At 48.3% G+C, this 24,249-nt stretch carries 27 protein-coding genes; 11 read left to right on the forward strand and 16 right to left on the reverse strand.

Annotated elements, in window-relative coordinates; translation table 11 throughout:
* Positions 1 to 47: 47 nt before the first annotated feature.
* Both JUB14_RS23310 and JUB14_RS23315 read right to left on the reverse strand, forming a co-directional pair.
* Positions 48 to 833 (reverse strand): patatin-like phospholipase family protein, encoded by a 786-nt coding sequence (locus tag JUB14_RS23310; protein WP_207509263.1) that lies wholly within the window; start codon positions 831 to 833, stop codon positions 48 to 50.
* A gap of 58 nt (positions 834 to 891) precedes the next feature.
* Positions 892 to 1,740: an MBL fold metallo-hydrolase gene (locus JUB14_RS23315; protein WP_207509264.1), complete on the reverse strand. Its 849-nt coding sequence runs from the start codon at positions 1,738 to 1,740 to the stop codon at positions 892 to 894.
* A 173-nt stretch (positions 1,741 to 1,913) separates the two neighbouring features.
* Here JUB14_RS23315 and JUB14_RS23320 point away from each other — a divergent pair, with 173 nt between their 5' ends.
* The 4 genes from JUB14_RS23320 to JUB14_RS23335 all read left to right on the forward strand — a co-directional run bounded on the left by JUB14_RS23320 (position 1,914) and on the right by JUB14_RS23335 (position 6,655).
* Positions 1,914 to 4,220, forward strand: a complete 2,307-nt coding sequence (locus tag JUB14_RS23320) for a GH92 family glycosyl hydrolase (protein WP_207509265.1) — start codon at positions 1,914 to 1,916, stop codon at positions 4,218 to 4,220.
* Positions 4,221 to 4,570: 350 nt separating this feature from the next.
* On the forward strand, positions 4,571 to 5,104 hold the full coding sequence (locus JUB14_RS23325; RefSeq protein WP_207509266.1) for a hypothetical protein: 534 nt from the start codon (positions 4,571 to 4,573) through the stop codon (positions 5,102 to 5,104).
* Positions 5,105 to 5,390: 286 nt separating this feature from the next.
* Positions 5,391 to 6,137, forward strand: coding sequence for an SGNH/GDSL hydrolase family protein (locus tag JUB14_RS23330; protein WP_207509267.1), 747 nt, complete (start codon positions 5,391 to 5,393; stop codon positions 6,135 to 6,137).
* Positions 6,138 to 6,229: 92 nt separating this feature from the next.
* Positions 6,230 to 6,655 (forward strand): DinB family protein, encoded by a 426-nt coding sequence (locus JUB14_RS23335; RefSeq protein ID WP_310586192.1) that lies wholly within the window; start codon positions 6,230 to 6,232, stop codon positions 6,653 to 6,655.
* Between the two features lie 51 nt (positions 6,656 to 6,706).
* Here the strand turns inward: JUB14_RS23335 and JUB14_RS23340 are convergent, their stop codons facing one another.
* Together JUB14_RS23340 and JUB14_RS23345 are read right to left on the reverse strand one after the other, a co-directional pair.
* The gene (locus JUB14_RS23340; RefSeq protein ID WP_207509269.1) at positions 6,707 to 7,435 is read right to left on the reverse strand and encodes a LytR/AlgR family response regulator transcription factor; all 729 of its coding nucleotides are present in this window, start codon (positions 7,433 to 7,435) and stop codon (positions 6,707 to 6,709) included.
* On the reverse strand, positions 7,422 to 8,567 hold the full coding sequence (locus JUB14_RS23345) for a sensor histidine kinase (RefSeq protein WP_207509270.1): 1,146 nt from the start codon (positions 8,565 to 8,567) through the stop codon (positions 7,422 to 7,424). The genes JUB14_RS23340 and JUB14_RS23345 overlap by 14 nt, the downstream gene beginning before the upstream one ends.
* A gap of 193 nt (positions 8,568 to 8,760) precedes the next feature.
* On the opposite strand from JUB14_RS23345, the gene JUB14_RS23350 reads away from it, so the two are divergent.
* Positions 8,761 to 9,090 carry a hypothetical protein gene (locus JUB14_RS23350; RefSeq protein ID WP_207509271.1) on the forward strand — a complete coding sequence of 110 codons (330 nt, stop codon included), beginning with the start codon at positions 8,761 to 8,763 and terminating at the stop codon, positions 9,088 to 9,090.
* A 105-nt stretch (positions 9,091 to 9,195) separates the two neighbouring features.
* Here JUB14_RS23350 and JUB14_RS23355 read toward each other — a convergent pair whose 3' ends face one another.
* The 6 genes from JUB14_RS23355 to JUB14_RS23380 all read right to left on the reverse strand — a co-directional run bounded on the left by JUB14_RS23355 (position 9,196) and on the right by JUB14_RS23380 (position 13,361).
* A complete protein-coding gene (locus JUB14_RS23355) occupies positions 9,196 to 9,528 on the reverse strand; it encodes an SH3 beta-barrel fold-containing protein (protein WP_207509272.1) in 333 nt (110 codons plus the stop codon).
* 140 nt (positions 9,529 to 9,668) lie between these two features.
* Complete coding sequence (locus tag JUB14_RS23360; RefSeq protein WP_207509273.1) at positions 9,669 to 10,262, reverse strand: class I SAM-dependent methyltransferase; 594 nt, start codon at positions 10,260 to 10,262, stop codon at positions 9,669 to 9,671.
* A gap of 53 nt (positions 10,263 to 10,315) precedes the next feature.
* Positions 10,316 to 11,050 carry a polysaccharide deacetylase family protein gene (locus JUB14_RS23365; protein WP_207509274.1) on the reverse strand — a complete coding sequence of 245 codons (735 nt, stop codon included), beginning with the start codon at positions 11,048 to 11,050 and terminating at the stop codon, positions 10,316 to 10,318.
* Positions 11,022 to 11,822: a glycosyltransferase family 2 protein gene (locus JUB14_RS23370; protein ID WP_207509275.1), complete on the reverse strand. Its 801-nt coding sequence runs from the start codon at positions 11,820 to 11,822 to the stop codon at positions 11,022 to 11,024. Before JUB14_RS23370 ends, JUB14_RS23365 begins: the two co-directional genes overlap by 29 nt.
* Before the next feature lie 262 nt (positions 11,823 to 12,084).
* Positions 12,085 to 12,834 carry a DUF8737 domain-containing protein gene (locus tag JUB14_RS23375; RefSeq protein WP_207509276.1) on the reverse strand — a complete coding sequence of 250 codons (750 nt, stop codon included), beginning with the start codon at positions 12,832 to 12,834 and terminating at the stop codon, positions 12,085 to 12,087.
* 56 nt (positions 12,835 to 12,890) lie between these two features.
* Positions 12,891 to 13,361 (reverse strand): MarR family winged helix-turn-helix transcriptional regulator, encoded by a 471-nt coding sequence (locus JUB14_RS23380; protein WP_207509277.1) that lies wholly within the window; start codon positions 13,359 to 13,361, stop codon positions 12,891 to 12,893.
* 214 nt (positions 13,362 to 13,575) lie between these two features.
* On the opposite strand from JUB14_RS23380, the gene JUB14_RS27940 reads away from it, so the two are divergent.
* Entirely contained in the window at positions 13,576 to 13,707 is a 132-nt protein-coding gene (locus tag JUB14_RS27940; protein WP_262897632.1) for a hypothetical protein, read from the forward strand.
* Positions 13,708 to 13,844: 137 nt separating this feature from the next.
* On the opposite strand, the gene JUB14_RS23385 is transcribed toward JUB14_RS27940, so the two are convergent.
* Positions 13,845 to 14,795, reverse strand: coding sequence for an NADP-dependent oxidoreductase (locus JUB14_RS23385; RefSeq protein WP_207509278.1), 951 nt, complete (start codon positions 14,793 to 14,795; stop codon positions 13,845 to 13,847).
* Between the two features lie 187 nt (positions 14,796 to 14,982).
* Here JUB14_RS23385 and JUB14_RS23390 point away from each other — a divergent pair, with 187 nt between their 5' ends.
* The 5 genes from JUB14_RS23390 (at position 14,983) to JUB14_RS23410 (ending at position 18,335) form a co-directional block, all read left to right on the forward strand.
* On the forward strand, positions 14,983 to 15,564 hold the full coding sequence (locus JUB14_RS23390; RefSeq protein ID WP_207509279.1) for a Crp/Fnr family transcriptional regulator: 582 nt from the start codon (positions 14,983 to 14,985) through the stop codon (positions 15,562 to 15,564).
* Between the two features lie 135 nt (positions 15,565 to 15,699).
* A complete protein-coding gene (locus JUB14_RS23395; RefSeq protein WP_207509280.1) occupies positions 15,700 to 16,605 on the forward strand; it encodes a pirin family protein in 906 nt (301 codons plus the stop codon).
* A gap of 106 nt (positions 16,606 to 16,711) precedes the next feature.
* A complete protein-coding gene (locus JUB14_RS23400; protein WP_207509281.1) occupies positions 16,712 to 17,308 on the forward strand; it encodes an NADPH-dependent F420 reductase in 597 nt (198 codons plus the stop codon).
* A gap of 1 nt (position 17,309) precedes the next feature.
* On the forward strand, positions 17,310 to 17,618 hold the full coding sequence (locus tag JUB14_RS23405) for a GNAT family N-acetyltransferase (protein WP_207509282.1): 309 nt from the start codon (positions 17,310 to 17,312) through the stop codon (positions 17,616 to 17,618).
* Between the two features lie 426 nt (positions 17,619 to 18,044).
* Complete coding sequence (locus tag JUB14_RS23410) at positions 18,045 to 18,335, forward strand: DUF4926 domain-containing protein (RefSeq protein WP_229368185.1); 291 nt, start codon at positions 18,045 to 18,047, stop codon at positions 18,333 to 18,335.
* Positions 18,336 to 18,686: 351 nt separating this feature from the next.
* On the opposite strand, the gene JUB14_RS23415 is transcribed toward JUB14_RS23410, so the two are convergent.
* The 5 genes from JUB14_RS23415 to JUB14_RS23435 are packed head-to-tail and all read right to left on the reverse strand — an operon-like array spanning position 18,687 to position 24,056.
* Positions 18,687 to 19,421 carry a hypothetical protein gene (locus JUB14_RS23415; RefSeq protein ID WP_207509283.1) on the reverse strand — a complete coding sequence of 245 codons (735 nt, stop codon included), beginning with the start codon at positions 19,419 to 19,421 and terminating at the stop codon, positions 18,687 to 18,689.
* Positions 19,422 to 19,428: 7 nt separating this feature from the next.
* Positions 19,429 to 20,427: a hypothetical protein gene (locus JUB14_RS23420; RefSeq protein ID WP_207509284.1), complete on the reverse strand. Its 999-nt coding sequence runs from the start codon at positions 20,425 to 20,427 to the stop codon at positions 19,429 to 19,431.
* Positions 20,428 to 20,439: 12 nt separating this feature from the next.
* Positions 20,440 to 21,957: a helix-hairpin-helix domain-containing protein gene (locus tag JUB14_RS23425; protein ID WP_207509285.1), complete on the reverse strand. Its 1,518-nt coding sequence runs from the start codon at positions 21,955 to 21,957 to the stop codon at positions 20,440 to 20,442.
* Positions 21,958 to 21,989: 32 nt separating this feature from the next.
* Entirely contained in the window at positions 21,990 to 23,405 is a 1,416-nt protein-coding gene (locus tag JUB14_RS23430; RefSeq protein WP_207509286.1) for a PP2C family serine/threonine-protein phosphatase, read from the reverse strand.
* A gap of 12 nt (positions 23,406 to 23,417) precedes the next feature.
* On the reverse strand, positions 23,418 to 24,056 hold the full coding sequence (locus tag JUB14_RS23435; RefSeq protein WP_207509287.1) for a vWA domain-containing protein: 639 nt from the start codon (positions 24,054 to 24,056) through the stop codon (positions 23,418 to 23,420).
* Positions 24,057 to 24,249 lie beyond the last annotated feature (193 nt).

Raw genomic sequence — 24,249 nt, forward strand, 5'->3', positions numbered from 1 at the left:
TTTTCTTTATGGCCGTCTTACAAGCGGCAGAAAGTAGGTACTATGGATTACTCCGAAGTATCGCTGGATGCATGATTCAAAGCCAGAACGGGTGACTCCTGAAGGAGTTGACGGGTATAATCGTAGCCGACATCGAACATAGCCTTACTATTACGCATATCAAATACCTGGTAGTCACGTAGCAGCGGTGGCTCGATGAGTAGGTGGCACCGGACGAACCGCTCCTTGTTACGATTATGGACCGCCAGCAGGAGGCTACGAAACAGGACTTCGCGGGTACTGCATACGGTATCTTTAACAGGAAAAGGATTGCAATGTACACCTATAATAAAGTCAGCCTCCTCCTCAATGACCTCCACCGGCAGGTTGTTGAGTACGCCCCCATCCACGAGCTGCCGCCCCTGGTACTCATAGGGAGCAAAGAGGCCCGGCAAGCAGCAGGAGGCCAGTACCGGACGTATCAGTTCGCCCTCCCGGTAGTACACCAGCTCCCCGGCGCATACATCCGTGGCATTGACGACCAGCGGTATTTTCAGGGATTCAAAGGAGTCTTCGGGTATATAGGTACGGATGGTATCTTCGAGCCGGTTGATCCGGAGCAGCCCCCCGCTCCCAATGGCAGGACGCAGTTGCCGTACGATGCTTACTTTGGTAACGATGTCAAGGATTTCGTCCGGGGTATATCCATAGGCTAATAACGCGCCGAAAACTGCGCCCGAGCTGGTACCGCTGATTATATGTGGCGTAATACCGTGCTCCATCAACGCCTTTACGACTCCCAGATGCGAAATACCTCTGGCGCCTCCCCCCGATAATACTAATCCAATCTTCATACTAGCCTATTCGTACCTTAGTTGTTGTACATAGTAACGAGGCAATGCGAACGAAAGTTTACCGGCTGATAAAGTCACGCAGGGCTCCACGCTCACTGATCCGTATGCCTTTTTCGGTCTGCTCGACCAGGGCCGCTTCATAAGTAGCATCATGCTCAAACAGCAGGATGTACTGCTCATCCACCGCCCGTTGCAGTACCCTCTCCTTCTCCTGCATCGTCAGCAGCGGCCTTACGTCATAGCCCATCACCCACGGGAGCGGCACGTGCGCCGAAGAGGGAACAAGGTCAGCCATGTAGATGATGGTTTTCTCCTGGTACCGGATCACGGGCAGCATCATCTGCTCGGTATGGCCATCCACGTGTATGAAGTCTATATTCTCGAAAGGCGACATGGCCTTATCCACGAAGCCCAGCTGTCCTAAGTCCATGATGGGCAGGATGTTTTCTTTGAGGAAGGATGCCTTTTCGCGCGGGTTCGGCTCAGTCGCCCACTCCCAGTGCTCTTCGTTGGACCAGTAGGTTGCATTAGGGAAAGTAAGTTCCAGCTTTGATCGGGTGGAGTCGTACTTTACCGCTCCGCCCACGTGGTCAAAGTGCAGGTGGGTCAGCAGTACATCCGTCACATCTTCGGGTGCGAATCCGGCTTTTTTAATGGAACCCAGCAGCGTGTCGTTGCCGTGCAGGTAGTAGTGTCCAAAAAACTTATCGTCCTGCTTATCGCCCAAGCCGGTATCTATAAGAATTAATTGATTGCCATCCTCGACCAGCAGGCAGCGCATGGCCCAGCTACACAGGTTGTTTTCATCGGCAGGGACTTGCTTATTCCAGAGCACCTTGGGTACTACGCCAAACATGGCGCCGCCATCCAGTTTGAAAAAGCCTGTGTCGATACTATATAAATTCATACCTTGATAGTTAATTTTCAGCTTTATGATCAAAGACCCAAGTAAGACAAAAAGGATTTAAAATCCACGTTCCGGCGCAATCAACCTTACTTAGGTTGGCCACATCCCTCCATAAGGGTAAAAGCCTTGCGACAGAGTCTTTGGGTTAGTACTTAATCAATGAATAACTCCTGATGAAGCTTTCCGTAGCCATAACCAGTCTGCTCCTGGTTTCCCATAGCCTCGTTTCTATAGCTCAAAGAACTCCCGTTTCGTACGTCAATACCCTGATTGGTACCGCCCCGGCTAACACCGAGAGTGCCCGTCAGCACAGCGAAGCCAGCAGTGAGTTGAAAGGCCAGACGCTGCCCTCGGTGGGTGTGCCCTACGCGATGACGCAGTGGACTCCGCAGACCCGCGCCAGCGAGACCAAGTGCATAGCCCCCTACTACTATACCGATACCCGCATGCATGGCTTTCGGGGTACCCACTGGCTCAACGGCTCCTGCGTGCAGGACTATGGCAGTGTGACGCTGATGCCCCTGTCGGGTAGCCTCAAAGTGAAGCCCGATGAGCGTGCCTCGGCCTACCGGCACGAGACCGAAGTAGCCAGTCCGTCTTACTACAAAGCCCGTCTCGACGACTACGCCATCACGGCTGAACTTACCGGTACCTCCCGCTCGGGCCTGATGCGGTTTACCTTTGAGAGGGACGGAGAAGCTTACGTACTGGTGGAGCCAAACAGTGACGAGGGAGAAGGTTTTATACAGGTGTTCCCCGAGAAAGGTGAGATAGTAGGCTACAATCCCGTTCACCGTATCTATCAGGGATCGGGACAGCCAGCCGGGTTCAGCGGGTACTTCGTGATCCGGTTTGACCGGCCTATCACACAGTACGGTACCTGGACCAAAGATGCTATTCAGGCCAATACCGCCACCGCGCAGGGACGTGGCCAGCGTGAAGGCGTAGGTGCTTACGTAGGTTTCGGATCGAAGAAGCAGGTCGTTACGGCTCGTATTGGTACCTCATTCACCAGCATAGAAGGAGCGCGTCGTAACCTGGAAGCCGAGATCGGCAACCAGAGCCTTGAGGCCATACGCAAGACGAATGAAAATACCTGGAATCAGTCATTGGGTAAAATGGCGGTGAAAGGCTCGGAGGAAGATAAGACGCTTTTCTACAGTACCTTATACCGGACTAAGATGTCCCCGCGGCTGTTCTCGGATGTGAATGGCAACTACCCTTCGTTTGCGGGAGGCACATCCATCATGACAGCCAATGGCTTTGACTACTACTGTGATTTCAGCCTGTGGGATACCTTCCGGGCCTCGCTTCCCCTGCATACCCTACTCGATCCTGGTAAGACCGCACACATGATGCAGTCACTCACGATGAAGGCTGAGCAGGGCGGCTGGATGCCGATATTCCCCTGCTGGAACCAGTATACCGCCGCCATGATCGGCGACCATGTACTGTCGGTAATGGCTGATGCCTACGTAAAAGGCGTTCGTGACTTCGACGTAGAGAAAGCCTATACATACCTGCGCAAAAATGCCTTTGTGGCTAATGCTGACCCCAAAAGCTACATAGCAGGGCAGGGCCGCCGCGCCTTAGCCTCGTATCTGCAGTATGGGTACGTACCGCTGGAAGATCCGGTGAAGGAGGCCTTTCACAAGCAGGAGCAGGTATCGCGCACGCTGGAGTACGCCTACGACGACTACTGTCTGTCGGTACTGGCACAGGGCCTGGGGCACAAAGACGATGCTGCACAGCTACAGAGGCGCGCTCTCAACTACCAACACGTAATAGACCCCGCGACCGGCTATGCCCGGGGCCGCCACGCCGACGGCCGCTGGATCGCCTCTTTTGATCCGTTTGCCAAGCGAGCCTCCTTTATCACCGAAGGCTCCCCGGCTCAGTATACCTGGTTTGTACCGCACGATGTAGCCGGTCTCAGCCGGATCATGGGTGGGAAGGAGCGTTTCCTGAGCAAGCTGGATACCCTGTTTGAGCAGGGCCACTACTGGCACGGCAATGAGCCCAACCACCAGATCGCCTACCTGTACGCCTACGCCGGGCAGCCCTGGAAAACGCAGCGGTGGGTGAGCAAGATTGCCCGGGAAGAGTACTCTACTACGCCCGGTGGCCTCAGCGGCAACGAAGATGGCGGGCAAATGTCAGCCTGGCTGGCTTTCAGTATGGCGGGCCTGTATCCGGTTTGTCCGGGTAGCCCCAACTATGTACTGGGCAGTCCGTTGCTGGAAGAGGTCCAATTCAATCTGGATAATGGAAAGAAGTTTACGATCCGGGCGCAGGGGGTATCTGAGCAGGCTCCGTACATCCAGTCGGCTACGTTGAATGGCAAGCCATTCACCCGCACCTACCTGACGCATCAGGAAATCCAACAGGGAGGTACCCTGGTACTACGCATGGGTAAGCAGCCTAATACCCAGTGGGGCGCTAAGCCTGAGGATGCCCCGCCGTCTTTGTCGGGTAGGTAGTTGTGGTTTAGCTTTATGTGGTTGGGGGCAAGGTACTGCAATCAACTCTCAAAAGAGAGTAACCACATACAGAAGGAACATCGACCAGGAATGCCAAGATTGAACCGGGAGTGGGGCTACCTGATGTGCGCATTTTGTATTGTTTAGATTAAGCATCAATACAAAATGCGCAATACATTTTTTGTATTTCTAAAGCCCGCCTTGGTACATTTCTCTACTTACCTTACTGATATACAGATATTTAAATTTTGGTAGTTAAGCCATTTGGAATTCTTTTCATTAAGTATAAAATTTGAATTGACGCATAAAACTTTCGTCTATTTACGAGTTAGCTGAAACTGAATTGCCGGATGCACGAAAAGGAATTTGACATAAGAATCCTTCACCTCAATTGGATACAGCATGTAGACGACCCTACAGACTTATGCGCTCATGGCAGCATTTATGTGAGAATTGCCGACAAAATCGTTGTTAGCGACAAGGATGGAGACGGCTGGACTTTGAGTGCAGCAGCCCTCAATCTTTTACGTACCCTTGAGAGAGATTACAAGCCTGGAGATTTTGCCAGCCAACTTGTTCCATGTTGTGGCTTTTTCTTGATTGCAGATGATGATGGTAATTCTGTGGACATTTGCGGATGCCCCAGTGGTTTTGATTGGACAGTCCAACATGAGAGCAATCAGGTACGACATATTGCAGACACTGGAGAGTTGGCATTAGTTGATGCGGCAGAATATCAAAGAACGGTGTTGTCCTTTGCAGACCAGGTGCAAAAGTTCTATAACGACAGTAGATCGAAGACTTTGCCCTCAGACGAATTTGACCGAAAAGGTTATGAAACATTCTGGAAAGAATGGCAAAATTTACGAAGTAAGTGGAACTAAATTCGGCTAACAGCAGCTTGCTGCAATAGCGGCTTGACGAATATAGGTTCAGCACCTTGAACTATATTGAACTAAGCACTAAATTTAAGCTAACGAACACAGAATGCCGCTACTGCAGCAAGCTGTCGGATGTTGGGCGAATTAAATAACACCCTTGAAAGTCACCGCTTGTTTGTAAAATCTAACTTCTAAGCACCTGCCCTTTCACATTAGCACCTTTTCAACCTCGTTCTTATAGAACTTGCCGATGGGTAGCTATTTTTCCCAACTCCTCATAAGTAAATACATGCAGAAGCAGCAAAACTCAGATATCGTTACAAAAGGCAGAATAAGCTATTTGCTCCTTTTTCTTCTATTACTTGCAACTAGCGTCTACTCACAAAGTGGTGTTGAGTCCCTACCTCTTAAAGGATCTCTAAATTATGGAAAGTCAGTAGCTGTTTTTGGTGGCTCTGTTTCTGTAATCCCGGCAAGCGATACCGCCAAACGTATGTGGAAGGAACGCTTAGGAATGACTATCACTAATTATGGAGTGGGTGGTGCCGGTTTTTCTTCATTGCAGGGAAAGTCTCTTCAGCAACAAGTGGATGGAGCCGGTGTGTTCGACATTTATATCCTTTGGGCTTCAACGAACGACTACACCAATCATAGAGAAGTTGGAAACTATACCGATTATACAGAGTTCGACGGGTATGACAAGGGAAAACTAACTACCCAGGCAGGAGGAATAAACTACTGTTTAAAAAAGATTTACGAGATTAACCCTCGTGCTGTTATCTACTTTTTTACATCCAGCAAAGCCTTTAATGACAGAGGCGGATATGATCCATTCTTTGCACAAGGGATGAACCGGTACGTTGACATGCAAAAGAAAATCTGTGAGCTTCATGGAATACCAGTTCTTGATCAGTTCACCTTAGGCGGCTATAATATCTATAACAAGCATCTGTATTACAATGACCCTATCCATATGAATGCGGCCGGCTACAAAAAGCTGGGTGAACTACAAGTAGCATTTCTTGCTTTTCCTTAGTTCGCACATAGTACATCATTCTACAAGAGAACTATAACTGAAACTGAGTATCTAATTAAGGAATAATATAGATGTTGATAGAGACTTTAAAAATGCTGTTTACGAGAGACTTAAACAGGTTACGAACCGAAGTAGAACTGTATAAGGAGGAAGAAAACCTATGGAAGGTGGAAGGAGCTATTGCTAACTCAGCTGGCAACCTTTGCCTGCATTTAGTAGGCAACCTCAATACGTATATAGGAAAGGAAATCGGGAAAACGGGCTATGTAAGACACAGAGAGCTGGAGTTTTCCTTAAAAGATATTTCCCGGGAAGAATTGCTCAGCCAAATTGATAACACCATTGAGGTAGTTAACAAATCACTGGATAGCCTGGATGAAAGCAATTTGGCGAATGAGTACCCTATCCTGGTATTTGATAAAAAGACTTCTACTGAATATTTCTTGGTGCATCTGGCTACGCACCTAACCTATCACCTAGGTCAGGTAAATTATCATAGGAGGTTATTGGATAACTAAATGCTCCTCATAACACCGTGTCTGCAATATACCGGCCCAATCAAATACCCCCTACCTCATCAGCGCCTTTTCGACTTCGTGCTTGTACAGCTTTCCGATGGGTAATTCTTTTTTACCCAGCTCTACGTGGGTGGAGGTAAAGCTGGTAACCTTATCCAGCGACACCAAAAAACTACGGTGGATACGCCGGAATGAGCGCTCAGGGAGCATTTCTTCCACGGCTGAGATGGGCTGCTTGGTAACAAGTTGTCCGTCGGTGGCGACGATACGTACGTAGTCTTTGAGGCTTTCGACGTAGCAGATATCGTCCAGGTACACCTTGACCATCTTACGATCTACCCGGAAGTACAGGAATTCGGAGCGGCTACTGGTCTCCGGTGCTTTGGTAGCCGGGTGCACCGTTACCGGTACCTCATGGCTGACGTGGAGCTTATCAACGGCTTTCAGAAACCGGTCAAACGAGAAAGGCTTAAGCAGGTAGTCTACCGCGCTAAGCTCAAAGCCTTCGATAGCGTACTCACTAAAAGCCGTGGTAAATATCACCTTCGGCGGATTCTTGAGCGAACGCATCAGGTCAGTACCCCGGAGTTGGGGCATCTGTATATCCAGAAACAGGAGGTCGACGCTCTGCTGCTGTAACTGGTGGTAGGCATCCAGCGCATTGGAACACTCCCCTACCAGCCTTAGTGAAGGCACGGCCCGCAGGTAGGTCTTAAGTACCTCCAGGGCGGGTGGTTCATCATCCACAATCAGGCATCGGATCGGCTCAGGCAAGCTCATAACTACTATCAGATTTGGGTAGGTGGGTAGGTACTACAGGTACTTCGTCCAGGGTAAGCTTCAGGTAGGCTACAAACGTCTCTTCCTGGTCGCTTACCTTGATCTGATGCCGGTTAGGATACAGCATTTCTAGCCGTTTGCGCACATTGGCCAGCCCTATCCCCGACTCTATCTTGTTGGTACTTTCGGTACTTACCGGATTGATTACTTTAAAGGTAAGGAAGTGATCCGAAACATCCAGCGAAATTGAGATCCACGCCTGGTCCAGCATCTGACTGGTACCGTGCTTGAAGGCATTTTCGACGAAGGGCAGCAGGATCAGGGGCGCGATCTGGTGGGTATCCTGTACTCCCTGCATCCGGATTGATACGTCCAGCCGATCCCCGTAGCGGAGCTTCTCCAGCTCTACGTAGGTTTCCAGCATTTGTACTTCTTTTTGTAATGATACCTTCTCGGCGCTGCACTCGTACAGCATGTAGCGTAGTAGTCCGGATAGTCTTAGTACTATATCGCCACTGTGCTCTGATCCGCTTACGATGTGGCCGTACAGGTTATTGAGCGTATTGAACAGAAAGTGGGGATGCAGCTGCCCTTTCAGGATATTTAGCTCAGCTGCCAGTTTCTCACGCTTCAGCGTTTCGTTTTCGACTTTCTTCTGGTACCAGAACTTCAACAGCTTGATGGTACCCGTAAATCCGGTAGTAGTGTTGGTACCCCGTAGCCCCGCCATCAGTCCGTAAAACATGCTTGATATCGGGCTGGGCAATCCCATGCTTGCACGAAGGGGAGCCACAAACCATAACGTAAAGAAGTGTGATACTATCGCGGCTACCAAAATACTTACGACAATCAGCAACACGGCCTGCAGGTAGCGGGACTGTAAGAGGTACTTAGGGATAATAATATAGATTAGCGTATAGCCCATGCCGATATGGATAGGCATATAGATGAACGCCTCCCAGAAGGAACTGACGTAGGCTAGTACCGGATCAATGATGACAAACTTCTGGGCGTAGATGTACGTGAAGAAAAGCAGCCAGCAAAGCCAGAACAGTCCGTGCCGGGTCAGGACATACTTCCGCTGGTTCGAAAAGATGAGCGTCTCGATCATGATGCGCCTTTTTTTATTCAAAAATACAACTATCTGACGCTCCCTGTACTCCTGTAGTTACTTTATCGACAAATAGACTTTTTTGGGCGACCAACAGCTTTCGTAGCCTATACGTAGACGAATAGCTACTCATAGAGTTGTATCGTCTATTTCTCAAGCAGGACGTATAGATGTATAGTAGCTTTGCCATCAATTCAAACAAAACATCTTAGCCATGAAAAATTTATTCAGAACACTGATTTGCCTGAGCCTGATCGTTGGGTTCGGCACCACCAAGAGCCAGGCCCAGTCTCAACCTGCTACCGGTAACTACCACTGGGTGGTGGAAGTAAGCAAAACCGATGCGGTATCGTCAACCTTCCGTATTTACCAAAATCAGGACCAGCTCGTATACGAAGAAACTATAAAAGATAAGAGCCTGGATATCCGTAAGCGTGTTACGAGACGCAAACTGGACAAGGCCCTGCAAACCTACGTAGCCTCAGCTCAGCAACTAGCCAAGCTCAATCAGAAGACTTTGCTGCAATCGCTGGCTGTACGCTAACCAAACGCTTTAATTTCCGGTGGCATGCCGGATTTTGGGATTTAGTAGTAAAAAAAGCCTCCCCTCTGCTAGAAGGGAGGCTTTTTAGTAGGTATATCTTCTTAATTAAGCAGCCAGCAACAAGTTGGCTACTTTGCATGAGCGCCAGTCCATCCGCTGCGCGTCAAAGTAGGTCAATACGGTAGGCTGGGTTTCGCGCTCGGTCTTGGGTGTATACTGGGCCGACAACAGTTCAAGCTGTAAGGTACCCGCCGCCGGACGAAACGATCCGTCTTTCTTCTTGTACAGGAAGGCTACAATACCCTCATTCATGGCTGTGCGCAACTTGTACGAAGCCCAGGCTTTACTAAGAGCTTCTGAGAAGCTGGAACAGTCAGGTCGTACTGCCCATGCCGTTGTAAATAATTGTGATCTATCTAATTCTATCGTCTTTTTCATAGCTATCTTTCTCTTTTATCTGTCTGTATATATAACAAAAATCGTACTGATATAATTGCAGATTTTGCCATTATATCAGTACGATTTAAAACTATAACTACCTTATATTCAACAATTTATTTTACATACATATATCTTTACTACTTCTTACCCAGCACAGTGATATTAAAGGTATTGCGGGTAGCTATGACCGTCGTACCGTCTATTTTCGGATAGGTACATTCGTCCATCATGCGGTGCCAGTTGGCGTTGCGCTCGTCACCATTAATACTGACGATGAAGATCCCCCCTTCTGCCAGGTAGGGGTTAAACCGGTCCAGTACGGCCTCCACCGAACGGGCGTAGTAGATGGCTTCGTTAATGATGATACAGTCGAAGGTAGTATCAGGCTCATAGGTATTCATATCAGCTACCAGGTACCTGGTCTTCTCGTCTTCGTTTTTCTTACCCATTTCTATGGCTACATCCGACACATCCGTCGAGTAGTACAGGCTATATCTGGTCTTATCGAACCGTTGCTGCAGGTAGCCTTCACCCGCCCCTATCTCCAGGATACGGCCGTTGGGCTTTAAGTACTGTGCATATCCGGCTATGACGCTGAAGCGCGCCAGCTCTTTGATATCGCCCAGGGTAGTCCATTGCCCTTTGGCGTACTGGTGGTTCCAACGGTCGCGGTCCTTACGGAGTACTTTACGTTTGAAAAGGTCTTCTGCGGTGTCAAAAATAGTGCTCATATAAAAGCATTAATAGTTAAAAGGTCTATCAGAATATACTGTTATAAGACGGGCTAAAACAGGCGCCCAAAGGCTACTTTTCTCCTGAATGTGAACAGGGAATCAGTACCTCGTATATCTATTCGATTGATGTCGTAGATATTCCTGGGAGTAGATGCATTAATCCGGTTGCCAATCCGGAAGGCCGCCTGAATATTGTTCTCCCGAAATACCCGAAGCATCTGCTCATAATGACCCGGATCGGCAGGTCGGCCTCCATACGGATAGGCCAATGCCTTTACAAAAGTGAGTCTGTGCTCAACAAAGAAATCAACACAGGCTCTAAGGTCAGTGGCCATGTCATCGGGCGATGTATTACGGTAGTTCAGGTGCCGGTGCGTATGCAGCGCCAGCTCAAATACCTCCGGATTCAACCGCCCTAGTTGTTCCACCGAGAGCAGCTCCTCCGCTTGCTCATCCCAGCCTGATGAGCTTCCTACGTAGGCCGTAGGCACAAATAAGGTTGCTCTGGCTCCAAACTCTTTCAGGAGCGGATAAGCCAGTGTGAGGTTACTGACGTAGGCATCATCAAAGGTCAGTAGTACCGGCCGGGGTGGTAACGCCAGTCCCTGGTAGATGTGGTACAGCCAGTCCTGCAGCGTAATGAAGTGATAGCCCGCCTCTGCCAGTACGCCCAGGTGCCTCCTGAACTGGCTGGTAGTGACCGTCAGGTAGTCGGATCGCCCCTCACTAAACTTGTGGTACATAAGTACCCGTACCCTACTGGGCGACGAGCGTTTCCAGAACATAGCTGGGCTGGGTGGTAGTGACTGATTTCTTTTCCTGAAGCTCCACCAGCTTGGTGTACTTGGTGAGGGTATATACGGAGGTATAAAAGGCCCAGAGGAAACCCGCGTAGCCATCCAGTATCCCTAATCGCAAAATATAGATTCGCAGGAAAGTGAGGGGAAAGCGGAAAATAGCCTTCATCCGGGAAGACTGCTTTCCTCTATGCTGCATGGCATGGGCGGAGATCGTCGTGTAGCGGTCTATCTTCAGAAAATGATCCGCAATATTCTCAAAGCTATAATGGTATATTCGATTATCGAGTGTACCTACCTTACCCGCTACCACTACCTTTTCGTGTACGTCATCCATCGTATAGTTACCAGCCCGGCGGTCAAACAGCCTTAGAAAACGCTTGTTGTATTCACCCGAGTACCGGAGTAGCCGCCCCTGATACACCAGCGAGATCGGGAACTTATACCCCTGGCAGCACGGTCCCTGCTGCATGGTGTGCTGAATCTCCTCCGCCAGTTCCGGCGATACTACTTCATCCGCATCAATCGACAGGACCCAATCATGCGAAGCCAGTCCTACGGCGTATCTTTTCTGATTGCCATACCCATCAAACGGACGGTTGTAGACGCGAGCACCCATCTCAGCGGCTAGTTGAACGGTAGCATCGGTACTACCCGAATCTACCACGATTATCTCATTAGCCCAGGCTACCGAGCGTAAAGTCTGAGGCAGTGCCTGCGCCTCGTTACAGGTAATGATCACAACACTGATCGGTGTCATATAATGTCTGAGTGTAGGTAGAGGAATATTGAGGACATAGTGAATCTAGTACCTGACAGAAGCATCGTGCACTAAAGCAGGTATTGTATCCAGAATACAATGATCAGACACCGGGATTAAAAGGGGCTTAAAAGCAGATTAGAAAAAAGTTAGATTAGTTAAAATCTATCAGTCAATAATTAAAAAGAGCCACGCTCTGACGAACATGGCTCTTTGAAGGAATCTTTTATAGATATCGATAACTAGGCCTGGTTAAAGAAGCTTAACTAATCAATCCTGCTTTTATAGCTGTTTTGTTAGATACGGTAGGGCTAGCAGTGGCTTTAATCAATTGCCGGATCGATACCAGATGCGTAAGCAGCGCTACCGGCACGATGAACGTCGGGAGCCATATGAAAGGAAAATGGAGCAAAGCTATATTGGGTTGATCAAAAGCAAACTGCTGGAAGGGAGTAGTCGCCGACAGAATACCATGAAAGACGATGTTCAGGAGCAGCCCCAGCGACAGCACATTCCATACCATTACTATCCGTTTGGATAGGTATTGATTGGTTAGTCCCAGGTAGGCAACTAGGGGCGCCGTAATACCTACCAGTATGTCAAAATTGCGTCCGGTAAAAGTCATCAGCTCCGGAATGGTCTTGTGCAGGAACAACCAGTACAGTACCAGCTCGACGGGTACCCGTACGAAGTTAGTATACGTCAGGGCAGATAGCGGCAACTGGTCTACAAATGACCTACCCCTCCTGGTCACAAAAAGCAGTAGGATAGTCAACAAGGGAGGACCTACCGCAAAAATAAGTCTAGGAGGTACCGCGGTAGTATCTTTAAAGAAATCCGTGAAAGCCAGAGCCGCCTTGATCGCCAGCCAGACCAGCAGACCGGCAGTAATATAACTAAAGGCAGACGCCGATACTCCACTCTTCCGTACAGCTGACAGAAAGAAGACCAGGGTGACTAGCGTAGTCAACGCAAACACGACCGGAATAAACAGGGGCAGGTTCTGTAACATAGGGCTAATAGATAAAGTTAAACATGTATATGCAAGTATATAGCTAAAAAAATAGACTACTCTTTTATATCATCCAGGTTAGACTTGATCGCCTCCGTAATCAGGTCCAGTTGCTGAATGTTGTACTTACCCAATATCCCCTCCACCGTTGTATGCAGCTTCTCCCAGATGGGTGCTATGGTTTCCAGGAGTTCATAGCCTTCCCGGGTTAATGACAGCTCCGAGTGCCGCGGGTCCTTTGCCTTTGTCACCTGCACCCACCCCTTTTCTACCAGCTTTTTCAGGTCCCGGCTCATGGTCGACTGGTCCAGTACCAGCATATTCGCTATGGCCTTCTGATTGACATTCCGTCTCTTCCCGATGATAAAAAGAATAGATACCATACTTCCCTGCAATCCAAACGGCTTGAACTTACTTTCGTAGGCGGCATTCAGCATACGGTGCAGCCTGCGTAGTTTAGCGTTGATACAATACTGCGGGTTGATCCGGTCAAAGTAGGGTGTCTCTATTTTGTTTGGTGCTTGCATAGCACAAAGGAATGCCCTTATACTTGCACATACAAGTATAAGGAAGAAAATATTTCATTTACTAGTTAGTGGATCGCAGGATACTGACGACTAACGCATAGAGAGTACTATTACGGAAGCCAGCTCCAATAAATCTATCAAAAATATATCCAGCGGATTAAACCTTAGTCCGGAAATAGTATCTAACCTATGTACACTTAAACTCCTGCTAGCCATGAACACGATAGCCACCATCCGCCAGTACAGCGTACAAAAGAGCAAGTACGGTAAGAAGGAGAAGATCAATACTGCCGAGCCTTTTGAAGCGCTTACCAGGAAGTACTACTACGTCAAGACTTTGAGCTAATAAAGCTATATATCCCTACTATTCTTAACCTAACCTACCGCAAAGAGGCGCTCCCGGGAGCGCCTCTTTGCGAATCAAACTACTCTATATCCGATACCTGGATTCATACATCTAAGTGTATAGTTCGCAAACTCTATTTAAGGTACCACTACCATCTTACCGGTCGTGTGCAGGGTATACACCTGCTCTAAGGCTTCGGGCGCCTCATCCAGGGAGTACGTCTTACTTACGTGTACTTTTAGCTTTCCGGCCTCGGCCAGTTCGCGCAGGGCATAGAGTTGAGTGGCATGGGGCTCTACAAATACAAATCTGAAATTTATACTTGGGTCCAGGTCCTGCCCCTGGTTCAGAATAGACACCAATGTACCTCCGGGTTTTAGGGCCACCAGGCTTTGCTGCAGGCTTTCGCCGCTGGTACAGTCAAAAATCAGGTCCACACCCTCCGGATAGATCTTCTTAGCGGCCTCTCCGATGTGCTGATCTTTATAGTCAATAGTATGGTCGGCACCGATCTCCCGCATGTAGGCGTGGTTCCTTTCGCTGGCTACTCCTAGTACCTCGGCTCCCCTGGCTTTGGCCAGTTGGATACCAAAACTACCTACACCACCGGAGGCACCGATAATCAGTACGCTTTGCCCCGCCTGCAGGTTACCGGCCACGTACAGCGACTGGTAAGCTGTCAGTCCCGCCAGAGGTATACCGGCCGTTTCTTCCCAACTGAGAGTCCGGGGCCTTAGAGCAAGGTAGCTTTCGGGTATTACGATATACTCCGCAAAAGTACCCCACTTTACTTCGGGGCGGCGGGCGTAACCATATACCTCATCCCCTACCTCAAAGCGTCTGGCGGCGTGCCCCCGCTCCTCCACGACACCGGCCATATCCCATCCCGGTATCACCGGCATCAGATGCGGCATCATATCTTTATAGTACCCTTCCCGGATTACGGTATCTACCGGATTCACCCCGGCGGCTTTTATTTTGACCAGTACCTCTCCCTCTTTCAGCTCGGGGAGTTCCATAGTACCTACTGTTACCTTATCGCGTCCGCCGAATTCACTATAACTCGCCGCTCTCATTTCTCTTGCCATAGTCCTCTTGTTTTTTTGAGTCCTGAAAGCCCAAAAGGTCGTGCCACCACCCCACTACCCCCTATATAATTCTCTGTATAATTATTTTGCCTTTGATGTATATTCGGGGCATTAAGCAATGCTATACTTGTATAGTAAGCTGGTAGCATATGCACCTTTGCCCAACACAATGATAAATAGCCCGGCTATGCAAGCATTACGTACCTATATCGAACACTACACCTCCTCTCCCCTTTCCGACGCGGACTTTGAACTGATTTCCCGTGCTTTTACACCAAAGAAGCTGCGCAGAAAACAGTACCTGCTACAGGAAGGTGAGGTGTGTAAGTACTTTGCGTTTGTGCTGAAAGGAGCCCTGCGGCAATATAGCGTTGATGATAAGGGGGTTGAGCATATTGTACACTTCGCGGTAGAAAACTGGTGGATTGGCGACCGGGAGAGCTTCGTCATGCTTACTCCATCCAGGTACAATATCGATGTACTGGAAGAAGCTGAAATGTTGCTCATTACCAATGCCCAGCTGCAGGAGTTGATCAGCACAGTTCCGGCTATTGCCCAAATGGTTCGTGAACTGGATCAGCGTAACTTCATCGCTACCCAAAAACGCCTGCACGCCTCCATTGGTTATACCGCCGAGGAGCGCTACGCCGAGTTAAAGCAGGTACATCCTGAGTTTCTGCAGCGTTTTCCGCAACATATGCTCGCTTCGTACTTAGGTATTTCGCCCGAGACCCTGAGCCGGGTGCGCCATAAGTCCCTCCGACAATAGCTGTTCATGTACCTTTTCTATTGACATTTGTCAAGAAGTTTTTCCGTCACAGGTCAACGGAAAACAGCCCTCATCCATGCGAACTTTGTATTGTCAAAACGATGTAGAACTATTCATCCTAAACGCAATACAACCATGGAAAAGTCAATCGCAGCCAGTTATAGCGGCAAAAATTCAAGAGTAGGCGAACTGCTGGTCAACCGCTTACTTCCCAATCGGTACGTAGATGCCGTAGGTCCCTTTGTATTTCTGGATCACCTGTACCCTTCCGAACAGAAACCTCAGACACCGCAGGCGCCATCGGGCGAATTTGCCCATCCGCACCGCGGTATTACCACCTTTACTTACCTGTTTAGCGGCTCTATGGAGCACTATGACAGCAGTGGTCATCACGGCATCGTAGAAGGGGGTGGAGCGCAATGGATGAAAGCCGGAAACGGAGTAATACACGATGAAAACCCTAGTCCTGAATTTCAGAAACAGGGGGGCGTCCTACATGCTCTGCAATTCTGGATCAACTTGCCAGCCAAAAACAAAGCCGAAGCGCCTGATTACCTGGCCCTGCAGCCTACCGATATACCTGAACTCCTGCTGCCCGACGAGGCGGGTGTACTCAGGGTGGTCATTGGTACCTATGGCGACGTGACTTCACCCGTCATAACGTACAGCCGGCAGTTTATCTACCATGTACGGCTCAATGCCAAGTCTACCTACACGCTGGATACCAAAGCAGGACTGGAATACGCTATTTTTATTCCTAATGAGGAGGTAGTAGTCAATGGTAGTAAGCACGGCAAGAGCGAACTAGTTGTCTTTGGGGAAGAGGAAGGTACCATTACGCTGAGCAATACGACCATTTCACCCACTGATGTAATCGTCTTTGGCGGGGAGCCTTATACCGAGCCTATCGTAGCGCAAGGACCATTTGTGATGAACAACTTACAGGAAATAGCCCAGGCCTACCAGGACTTTTTCAACGGCAAGTACGGTCGGATCGAGTACAAAGAACTACCATCATCGAGTAGTGTAGCTGCACGCTGATGGCAGCCAGAACTAGCCTTACTGATGGTTTGTAAGGCTAGTTCTGGATCATGAATAGCAAGGTGAATCTTAACAAATAATCAACTCCCATTACCACATAATTATCATGAAAATAGGTATCATTGGTACTGGCGGCATTGGCCAGGCCTTCGCCAGTCACGTAGCCAGGGCAGGTTACGAAGTACTCATCAGCAACAGCCGTGGCCCCGAATCATTGCAGGCTGTGGCCCAACAACTAGGTGGCAACACCCGTGCCGTTACGACGGCGGAAGCCGCCGGAGCCGACGTCCTGTTTTTGTCGGTCCCCTGGAACAAGTTAGCCGAGGTCGCAGGTACTTTGCCCTCCCTGGCAGGTCGTGTTGTCATCGACCCAACCAACGCTATCCTGCCCGGCTTCAAGCCCGCCGACCTTGGCGGCAAAACCTCCAGTGAGGTAGTCGCGGAACTACTGCCGGGTGCCAAACTGGTCAAGGCATTTAATACCCTGCCCGTAGCCATTTTACAGGCCGATCCGCGTGAAGTTGGCGGTAGTCGGGTTATTTTTTATTCAGGTAATGACAGCGAAGCTAAGCATACCTTACAAGAGCTACTTACCAAAACAGGCTTCGCCGGCATTGATCTGGGTAATCTGGCCTCCGGAGGAAAAATGCAAACTTTTCCCGGTGGACCACTCGCCACTCTAAATCTTATAAAAAAGAACTAACATGGAAGAAGTACAACTCATCCTAACGGGAAAGCGTCGCGGCTCATTTGTCATCCAGGATGGCGAAGAACTACTAGGCGAAATGGTACTAGGTATATCATCAAGGTACCTGACGGTATACCATACCGAAATCTCCCCCAAAGCAGAAGGCAAAGGACTAGCCCACCAACTACTGACCACTATGGTAGCGTACGCCCGTGAGCACTCGCTGAAAGTCATCCCTATGTGTCCGTACGTACATGCCCAGTTCAAGCGGCATCCCGAGCTGTATGATGATGTGTGGGAAAGGGCGAATCAACTACCTGGGTGAGGGTAGTTGATTCATTATCCAGGTATACAATTAGTAAGGTATTCTGTTTTGCCTAGAACAAAAGACGTTTTGGCTAAATCCGGCTTTCTGCTACTTCCGACCTTAGTCCTGTTAAAACGACCCTCATACGATATAGTAAGGACTATATCGTAGATTCAGTGCCACTGACTTAGGGACAACATGCCAGGCTGAACTGTTTGAAATAAATAACTATTATCGGAGGTAGGATCCATAAGAGGGATTGTGGAATAGTAGTATTAACTAAAATAAGGACAAGAGACCTTTACTTTATGCAAGATGCAAGGACACCAATACAGCAAGCTCATTTGTTTTTTACCTGCGACTGGCCTACATTTCGTCTATTCATATGCCAAATCGAGAAAACGCCCTTGTAGATGATACCAAAATTAGCGGTTATCTGCCTGTATGGATATTGACCCCTACTTCGACAGAACCGAAATTGATAACCGCTTATCCATTACCGTTATGATAAAAGAGTTCGAAAGAGTTATTCTGACAGAGGACATACCCGGTACCGAGTTAAGAAAGGGGGATGTTGGCGTAGTGGTTGAGATATATAATGAGGGGGAAGGCTACGAAGTAGAGTTCTTTGCTTTGAATGGCGATACCGTAGCTGTGGAGACGTTAGAGAGCAGGCAAGTGCGCTCGGCGACGAATAGGGAAATTCTTCATGTTCGGGAGTTAAACGCTACTTAATTTCATTAGTTAGGCCCTGACTAAAAGGCAAATCCTGCACCAGTACATGAGTTCTAGTGCAAGTGTTTTAGAATACATCCGTTTCTGTGCATAGCCTAAACTGGACTTGCCGCTACGGCTAGAAGCTGTACCCAGTTGGGAGTGTTGTACAGATCTTCTTAGATAAGACTACGAAACCAGATGCGGCAAAACTACGGGTTTATAGAACAAACAGGACGAGATAATGGTAAAGTCACTTCCAATCTAAGTTTCGATAACAAATCGACCTGAAATAGTTATGGCCGTGGTAAGCACCTTTGTATCTAATAGTAGTGCAAGAATGGTACTAGTAGTGGACACTTCTAACAAGGCTTAAGCGCCAAAATACCTGGATATCTTCTCAATCTCCTGCTGAATCTCCTTTTGTTTGTGTTCTCCTGCAAGTAGGAAAGAACTCCTCACCAGGTTAAGGTTATCTTTCTTCGTGCCTATCTCCTGACTTAGCTGATTAATTTCTGTTTTTAGAGCGGCCAATCGCTGAGTAAGTACCTGTAATTCCTCCGCTTTTTTCTGCAGATCAAGTTCCTTTTGCTGCAAGTCTGCTTTGTACTGACGCGCATGAGCCGTCTGAAAAGCATTCAGATCACGACCGATAACATTCAGATATTCCTGAGCGGTGGATATGAGATGGTCTCTGGTTAAACCCGCGTTCTTGAGGATATTGAAAGCAGTTGTATATTTTAACTTTTCGTCTACAATATCATCAATATCTACCTTTGTATCGACGAACTCCTTGAAATCGGGACCGTGAAAGGCAGGATTCTCCCTATTCGCTTTGTCGATCAATTGATTGAAATAGGCTACGTGTTCCGCAAATGGCATAGTATGGGCCGGCTGAGGAACCTGCTGCTGAGCAGAAGTGGGTGGAGTAGGTAAAGCAGCGGCCTTCCCCGCTTCAATCAAAGGATGGGTGGCATTAACGTCTTCCTGCGCAGGAGCAGCCGGAGGAGGGGTACTCTTCTGGGGAGTACCCTTCTTTGGGGCCTGTTTGTTTTTATCCTCCTCAAACTCTACAAAAGGAGTTAATAACTGCTTCAGGAAACTCATAGGCTATTTACTTTTTTAAATTCAAAAGAAAACCGATCGTGAAATTAGCGTCCCAGTCAAATACAAACGTATCCGTTTTGGTAGCATCGGCAATCGCTTTATAGATGTTCAAACCTGCTTCCATTTTCTTGTCTTCCGGTTTATAGGATTGCGGATCTTTTAGAACCGTGTATCTTTCTTTGCCTTTCCGGTGCTGGTTGGCCAGTGTGAATGGAACGCCGCCTATAATAAACCCTACGTTTCGTTTATCTTCCGGTACCTTATTCAACCCTGCCTTCACCTGGTTATAAACATCCTGATCTGTCTGATTATTCTGGTAATACTTTGCCCCGGGCAGCTCAAGACTCCGTAGAGAACCATTTTCTTCCCAGGAGACCTTAGTGTTACCCGATCCGATATCGATCATAAATGAGTTATCCGTAAAAGAGGGTGGAACAGTAGCCCGTAGGGCCAGATTAGCCTCCTGTTCAGCCGTTACGTTATTCACCACATACCCCATCTTCTTTAATTCGTTACTGATCAGCTTGGTTTTGGGCTCCTTCTGAGCTCCGGATGAGATGACAAAATGAATATTGTTTTTAGCCACTCCTTTGTCAAACATGCTGCCAATGTACTTCTTCAGACCGGACCGTATATCCTCCGTTGTGGCCAATCCCTCGTAGGCCAGGGATTCACCAAAGTCCTTGGAAACAATCTCCCATCGCTTTTCTCTGTCCATATTGATTACAAAAGAGTTGAAGCCGGTAGCACCCAGCTCAACCACCCCATTCAGGGTACCATTTTGCGGTTTCTCGGGGGTGTAATTAAACTCCCTGGATTCGTCAGAAGCGGCGGTACTGGCAGCCGGTTCAGGACTCCGGGTTTGGGAGGCCGGAGGTTCCGGAGCGGTATAGGATGTATCGGAAGTATCAGACGCAACGGTGCTCCCTGAGTTTCGGAAGGCAAAATAAGCCAGTGTAGCTATGATTGCCAGTATTAGAAATATTCCTGCTGGTCTAAGTTTCATGGTTGAACGTTTTTATGTGTGTTTATTGGCCATTGTTACCATTACTACCCTGCCACCTTCTTCGTTTGAGAGTAGCAGTTTTTTTCCGTCGGTAATATCTACCATGGTTCCTATGGGTACTTGTTTATCCTCGGTAAGATCTTTCATTGAGTCCAGCTTCTGGTTTACAAATACCCACTTGTTGTTAAACCAGGTAAAGTACCCTACCGGTACCTTCTGCTCTGCGGTTAACCGCTCGTTACGGACTACATTACGATTTGCGTGCCACTGAAACAGGTACTGATTATGGTAGACCATAAGCCGATGATTTTCGGGCTTCCATACAGTACCTTTAAACTGATAGTACAGATCAAGGACAGGCAGAGGTCCCTTGATAGGCGTGCCGCAAAACGGACATTTGGGTGCGGATGAGTTATCAAATACAAACCACTCCTGATCGCAGAGCGTATTGCCGCAGGGCTGCATCAGGTCGGTCGTTTTTAACAAAGCCTGCTCCCACATATCCGCGTTGGGACGTTGCTCGGGATGATGCAGTCCCGTAATAAATGCCTGGTCAAAAAGCGCTTTCAGGTAGGGCCCTGTCAGCGTGTAAGGCAGTTTGCTTACATCTGCCCACGGCAGGGCCGACTTTGGAAGTTGATTCAGCTTGGGTCTGTTTGATGTGTCCGTAGGGTGTTCAATAAACAGCGCCTTCTTTCCCATCGATAAGAGGTCGTCCTCTTCTGTATCCATAGAATTGATCTTTCCTCCTTTCAGGGGATGACGATACAAAAGGTACATGTAGATCATGACGGCCAGCGCGTGTAAATCAGTAAGCCGGTTGGCGTGCTTCCGGTTGGGGTCCCGTAGTGGCAGGTGTTTGGTGCTAAGTACTTCTGGAGCAATAAAATCCGCCGTTCCGATCACATCGGGTGGATACAAACCGGGTACTACCAGTCCATCAATATCAATAATGGTAGCATCCCGGTTGACCGGATCTACAAGTACATTTTTATAGGAAAGGTCCGAATGGGCCAGGCCCGCCGCGTGCAGCCGCTTCACCCCTCTGGCTATCTTAACAGAAATCTGAAAATAGCTTAACCAGTTGCCCAGTTCGCTATCATCCAGCCGTAAGGGAAACTGCTTGTTCCTGAACTTAGCCGAGGCAAACCACAGCCCCTGTTTCTCCTTGCCTTTGATGCCTTCGTTGGTTGCATAACCCTTAGCAAAAAAGAAGTTCTTCCGGTAAGTAGGTACTACCAGTCCGATCTGAGCGCCCAGTTGCACTACATCAGTCGGCCAGCAATAGATCTCCTTATAGTACTCGCCACCTTCGCGGTTAAAAAAGCTATCGTAATACTGGGTAACAATTTTGGTCAGGCGTTCTTTGGAATTAAAATCCTGCTTGTCGCGGTAAAAAGCAATTACGTATGATCTATCAGGAGCGAAATACACATCCTTCATCCCCCCCCGCATAGGCTCTCCGTTATCGGCATACTGATAGGTTTTACCAGGGTGAATAATGGAAGAAACTGATTTTATGCTCGTCATCAATCATCTAGTTTATTATTCCCTGTTTATTTTCAGAATACAATGGCCAGTGTGCGGTCATCGTGGTTTCCGGTACTCCAGAAATCCATCCAGGCAGAGAACTGCTGTACGATATCTTTATTACCCGGATCAAGTTCCACCTTCACTCCACTATCATTCCTGCCGTTCAGGTCTTCCAGAAACTCTTTCCATTTCGTCACATCTTCCAGGTTTGCTTCTACCACGAATTTTGGATCATAGATTCCGTCTGACATGAGCATGAGGCAGGAAAAATCCTCTATTTCCTTAAAGCTAAACCGGGTAGCAAACTTTTCGTTACGGAAGATTTCGGGCATGGTAATAAAGCGCGTACCTCCACCAAATTCACCCACGTCAATCCAGTTCAGGAGCTTCACCTCGCTGAGGTCTTTGTTAAGTACCGCAATGGGACAGTCCCCAACGCCAAAAGAAAGAAAAGCATATCCCGACTCGTACTTTTTGAATAAGGTAAAAATCAGGGTACAACTTAATTCTTTGAGCGAATGACGGGCTTTTGATGCAAAGTCTTCCAGCTTTTTGTGGACGGTTAAAGCAGCTTTACCCAGCGTGTTGTATACAAAGTGATTCAGTTTACCAGGACTATCGGGGGCTGCTTTCGCTTTAAGCTGCGCCAGGATCTGATCAAATTCCTGCAGGCTTTTGACGGCATCCTCTTCCGTGAAGTACTGAACTATGGAACGACAGGCTATATCCGAGCCCTTGCGCGAAAATCGGGCACTTCCTGCACCGTCGCTTACGGCTACAATGCTCCAGCCATTTTCCAGACTCTTGAACGCGAAATCATCTTCCCGGAACGAACCTTCATTGGCATGGGAACGGCCACGCTTGGAAGAAGCAAGAATGTACTTGTCGCCCAGGGGTTCAAACACCGTGATATCATCTTCTTTCCAGTAGGGATCGTCCTTATCGCTTACCAGGTTTTTCCACAGACTTTTAGGATCAGGATTGATGGTTAGTGTGATGACCTTCTCATTAAACGGCTCGTCCTCTGCCTGCCCTTCCAGTTTAAACAAAAATCTGAGTGGTACCTCTCCGCTCAGGGCGGGCTTCCCACTAATCAGTTTCTGTTCCTCCTCGAAAGTCAGTCCTGTTTCTTCCAGCCCTTCGAACTTCCATTGGGCCAGGTCTGTCCAGCCGAGTTGTTCGAAGTCCAGCTTTGCTTCATACTGTTTCCCAACGCTGGCATTGGTTATACGGACGGATTGTCCTTTGATGGTTGCAATTCTATCCTGTTGTTTCCAGTTAGCCATAAGCAGGTTTTCGAGTTCACTGATAGCCTGTATTGCAGCGACCGTGTTGTTATCCCTGATAAAGGCATTAAACAGGTCCTTCCTGTCCTGAGGAACCTCTACATGGTGCTTCCGGAATAACTCGGTTACCTGCTCTTTCACATTTCCTATCTCTGGCATAGGGTCAGAGTACTAGGTTACAATATTGAGTTCTGATGGTGGCGGAGGCAATTCGCTTAGCCCGGTTACTTCCTGACCGGCATCTTCTACCTTGGTTGAGGTAACGCCAATGGAGGCAGATACCCAGGAGAAAAACTTGGCAATACTCTGACTATCGGCTGTGTCCAGACTTACTACGTTCTCAGTAATTTGTTTCAGTAAGTTAGAGTCGGCGCCACTACCTGCGGCACAGGCAACGGTATAAGCCGTTTTCCGCTTCTTAAACTCCTCCAGCCCGGATTGCCAATCATCCGTCGGAATACCATCTGTCATAATAAACACCAGCGGTTTCCAATCTCCTTTTTGCTCCTGCGTGGTTTTCGCTACTTCATTGTCAATGCAGTTAGAAACCAGCTTTAAAGCTTCGCCCAAACTGGTTGTGCCACTCGCTTTGATATCTACCATTTGGAAAGAAGCCAGATCCGTAAGTGGCACTACCTGGCGGGCACTACTATCGAAGGTAATAATGCTGATGAAAGCAGTTTCGATCGCCTGGGGATTTTGACGTAAGGAGCTAATCATTACCTGAACTCCGTTTTTTAGAGCTTCTATGGGTTCTCCTGTCATAGAACCGGATGTGTCTAGTAGTAGGTACACGGGTAGTCTTCTCATTATTTTTTTAGATAAATTGTTAACAGCTTGGAATCAACTATACGTTTTTACTATGCCATGCACTTGGTGCTATCATCTTGTTGCAGATGTATCAGCTTCATAACCTAATTGTGACTGAAGGGTTTTTGACCCTTTCATAATTAGTATTATGGATGTTCAGCTCGGCCTACAAATCTTCCAGAATTGCAAAAAA

Source organism: Telluribacter humicola (assembly GCF_017355935.1).
Taxonomy (GTDB): domain Bacteria; phylum Bacteroidota; class Bacteroidia; order Cytophagales; family Spirosomataceae; genus Telluribacter; species Telluribacter humicola.

Coding starts and splice junctions, on each gene's coding strand:
- JUB14_RS23400 (WP_207509281.1), top strand. CDS start 16,712: ATGAAAATAGGTATCATTGGTACTGGCGGCATTGGCCAGGCCTTCGCC.
- JUB14_RS23335 (WP_310586192.1), top strand. CDS start 6,230: ATGCTGTTTACGAGAGACTTAAACAGGTTACGAACCGAAGTAGAACTG.
- JUB14_RS23360 (WP_207509273.1), bottom strand. CDS start 10,262: ATGAGCACTATTTTTGACACCGCAGAAGACCTTTTCAAACGTAAAGTA.
- JUB14_RS23415 (WP_207509283.1), bottom strand. CDS start 19,421: ATGAGTTTCCTGAAGCAGTTATTAACTCCTTTTGTAGAGTTTGAGGAG.
- JUB14_RS23320 (WP_207509265.1), top strand. CDS start 1,914: ATGAAGCTTTCCGTAGCCATAACCAGTCTGCTCCTGGTTTCCCATAGC.
- JUB14_RS23435 (WP_207509287.1), bottom strand. CDS start 24,056: ATGAGAAGACTACCCGTGTACCTACTACTAGACACATCCGGTTCTATG.
- JUB14_RS23390 (WP_207509279.1), top strand. CDS start 14,983: ATGCAAGCATTACGTACCTATATCGAACACTACACCTCCTCTCCCCTT.
- JUB14_RS23395 (WP_207509280.1), top strand. CDS start 15,700: ATGGAAAAGTCAATCGCAGCCAGTTATAGCGGCAAAAATTCAAGAGTA.
- JUB14_RS23340 (WP_207509269.1), bottom strand. CDS start 7,435: ATGAGCTTGCCTGAGCCGATCCGATGCCTGATTGTGGATGATGAACCA.
- JUB14_RS23430 (WP_207509286.1), bottom strand. CDS start 23,405: ATGCCAGAGATAGGAAATGTGAAAGAGCAGGTAACCGAGTTATTCCGG.
- JUB14_RS23370 (WP_207509275.1), bottom strand. CDS start 11,822: ATGACACCGATCAGTGTTGTGATCATTACCTGTAACGAGGCGCAGGCA.
- JUB14_RS23330 (WP_207509267.1), top strand. CDS start 5,391: ATGCAGAAGCAGCAAAACTCAGATATCGTTACAAAAGGCAGAATAAGC.
- JUB14_RS23405 (WP_207509282.1), top strand. CDS start 17,310: ATGGAAGAAGTACAACTCATCCTAACGGGAAAGCGTCGCGGCTCATTT.
- JUB14_RS23315 (WP_207509264.1), bottom strand. CDS start 1,740: ATGAATTTATATAGTATCGACACAGGCTTTTTCAAACTGGATGGCGGC.
- JUB14_RS23425 (WP_207509285.1), bottom strand. CDS start 21,957: ATGACGAGCATAAAATCAGTTTCTTCCATTATTCACCCTGGTAAAACC.
- JUB14_RS23325 (WP_207509266.1), top strand. CDS start 4,571: ATGCACGAAAAGGAATTTGACATAAGAATCCTTCACCTCAATTGGATA.
- JUB14_RS23310 (WP_207509263.1), bottom strand. CDS start 833: ATGAAGATTGGATTAGTATTATCGGGGGGAGGCGCCAGAGGTATTTCG.
- JUB14_RS23380 (WP_207509277.1), bottom strand. CDS start 13,361: ATGCAAGCACCAAACAAAATAGAGACACCCTACTTTGACCGGATCAAC.
- JUB14_RS23350 (WP_207509271.1), top strand. CDS start 8,761: ATGAAAAATTTATTCAGAACACTGATTTGCCTGAGCCTGATCGTTGGG.
- JUB14_RS23375 (WP_207509276.1), bottom strand. CDS start 12,834: ATGTTACAGAACCTGCCCCTGTTTATTCCGGTCGTGTTTGCGTTGACT.
- JUB14_RS27940 (WP_262897632.1), top strand. CDS start 13,576: ATGAACACGATAGCCACCATCCGCCAGTACAGCGTACAAAAGAGCAAG.
- JUB14_RS23420 (WP_207509284.1), bottom strand. CDS start 20,427: ATGAAACTTAGACCAGCAGGAATATTTCTAATACTGGCAATCATAGCT.
- JUB14_RS23385 (WP_207509278.1), bottom strand. CDS start 14,795: ATGGCAAGAGAAATGAGAGCGGCGAGTTATAGTGAATTCGGCGGACGC.
- JUB14_RS23410 (WP_229368185.1), top strand. CDS start 18,045: ATGGATATTGACCCCTACTTCGACAGAACCGAAATTGATAACCGCTTA.
- JUB14_RS23355 (WP_207509272.1), bottom strand. CDS start 9,528: ATGAAAAAGACGATAGAATTAGATAGATCACAATTATTTACAACGGCA.
- JUB14_RS23365 (WP_207509274.1), bottom strand. CDS start 11,050: ATGTTCTGGAAACGCTCGTCGCCCAGTAGGGTACGGGTACTTATGTAC.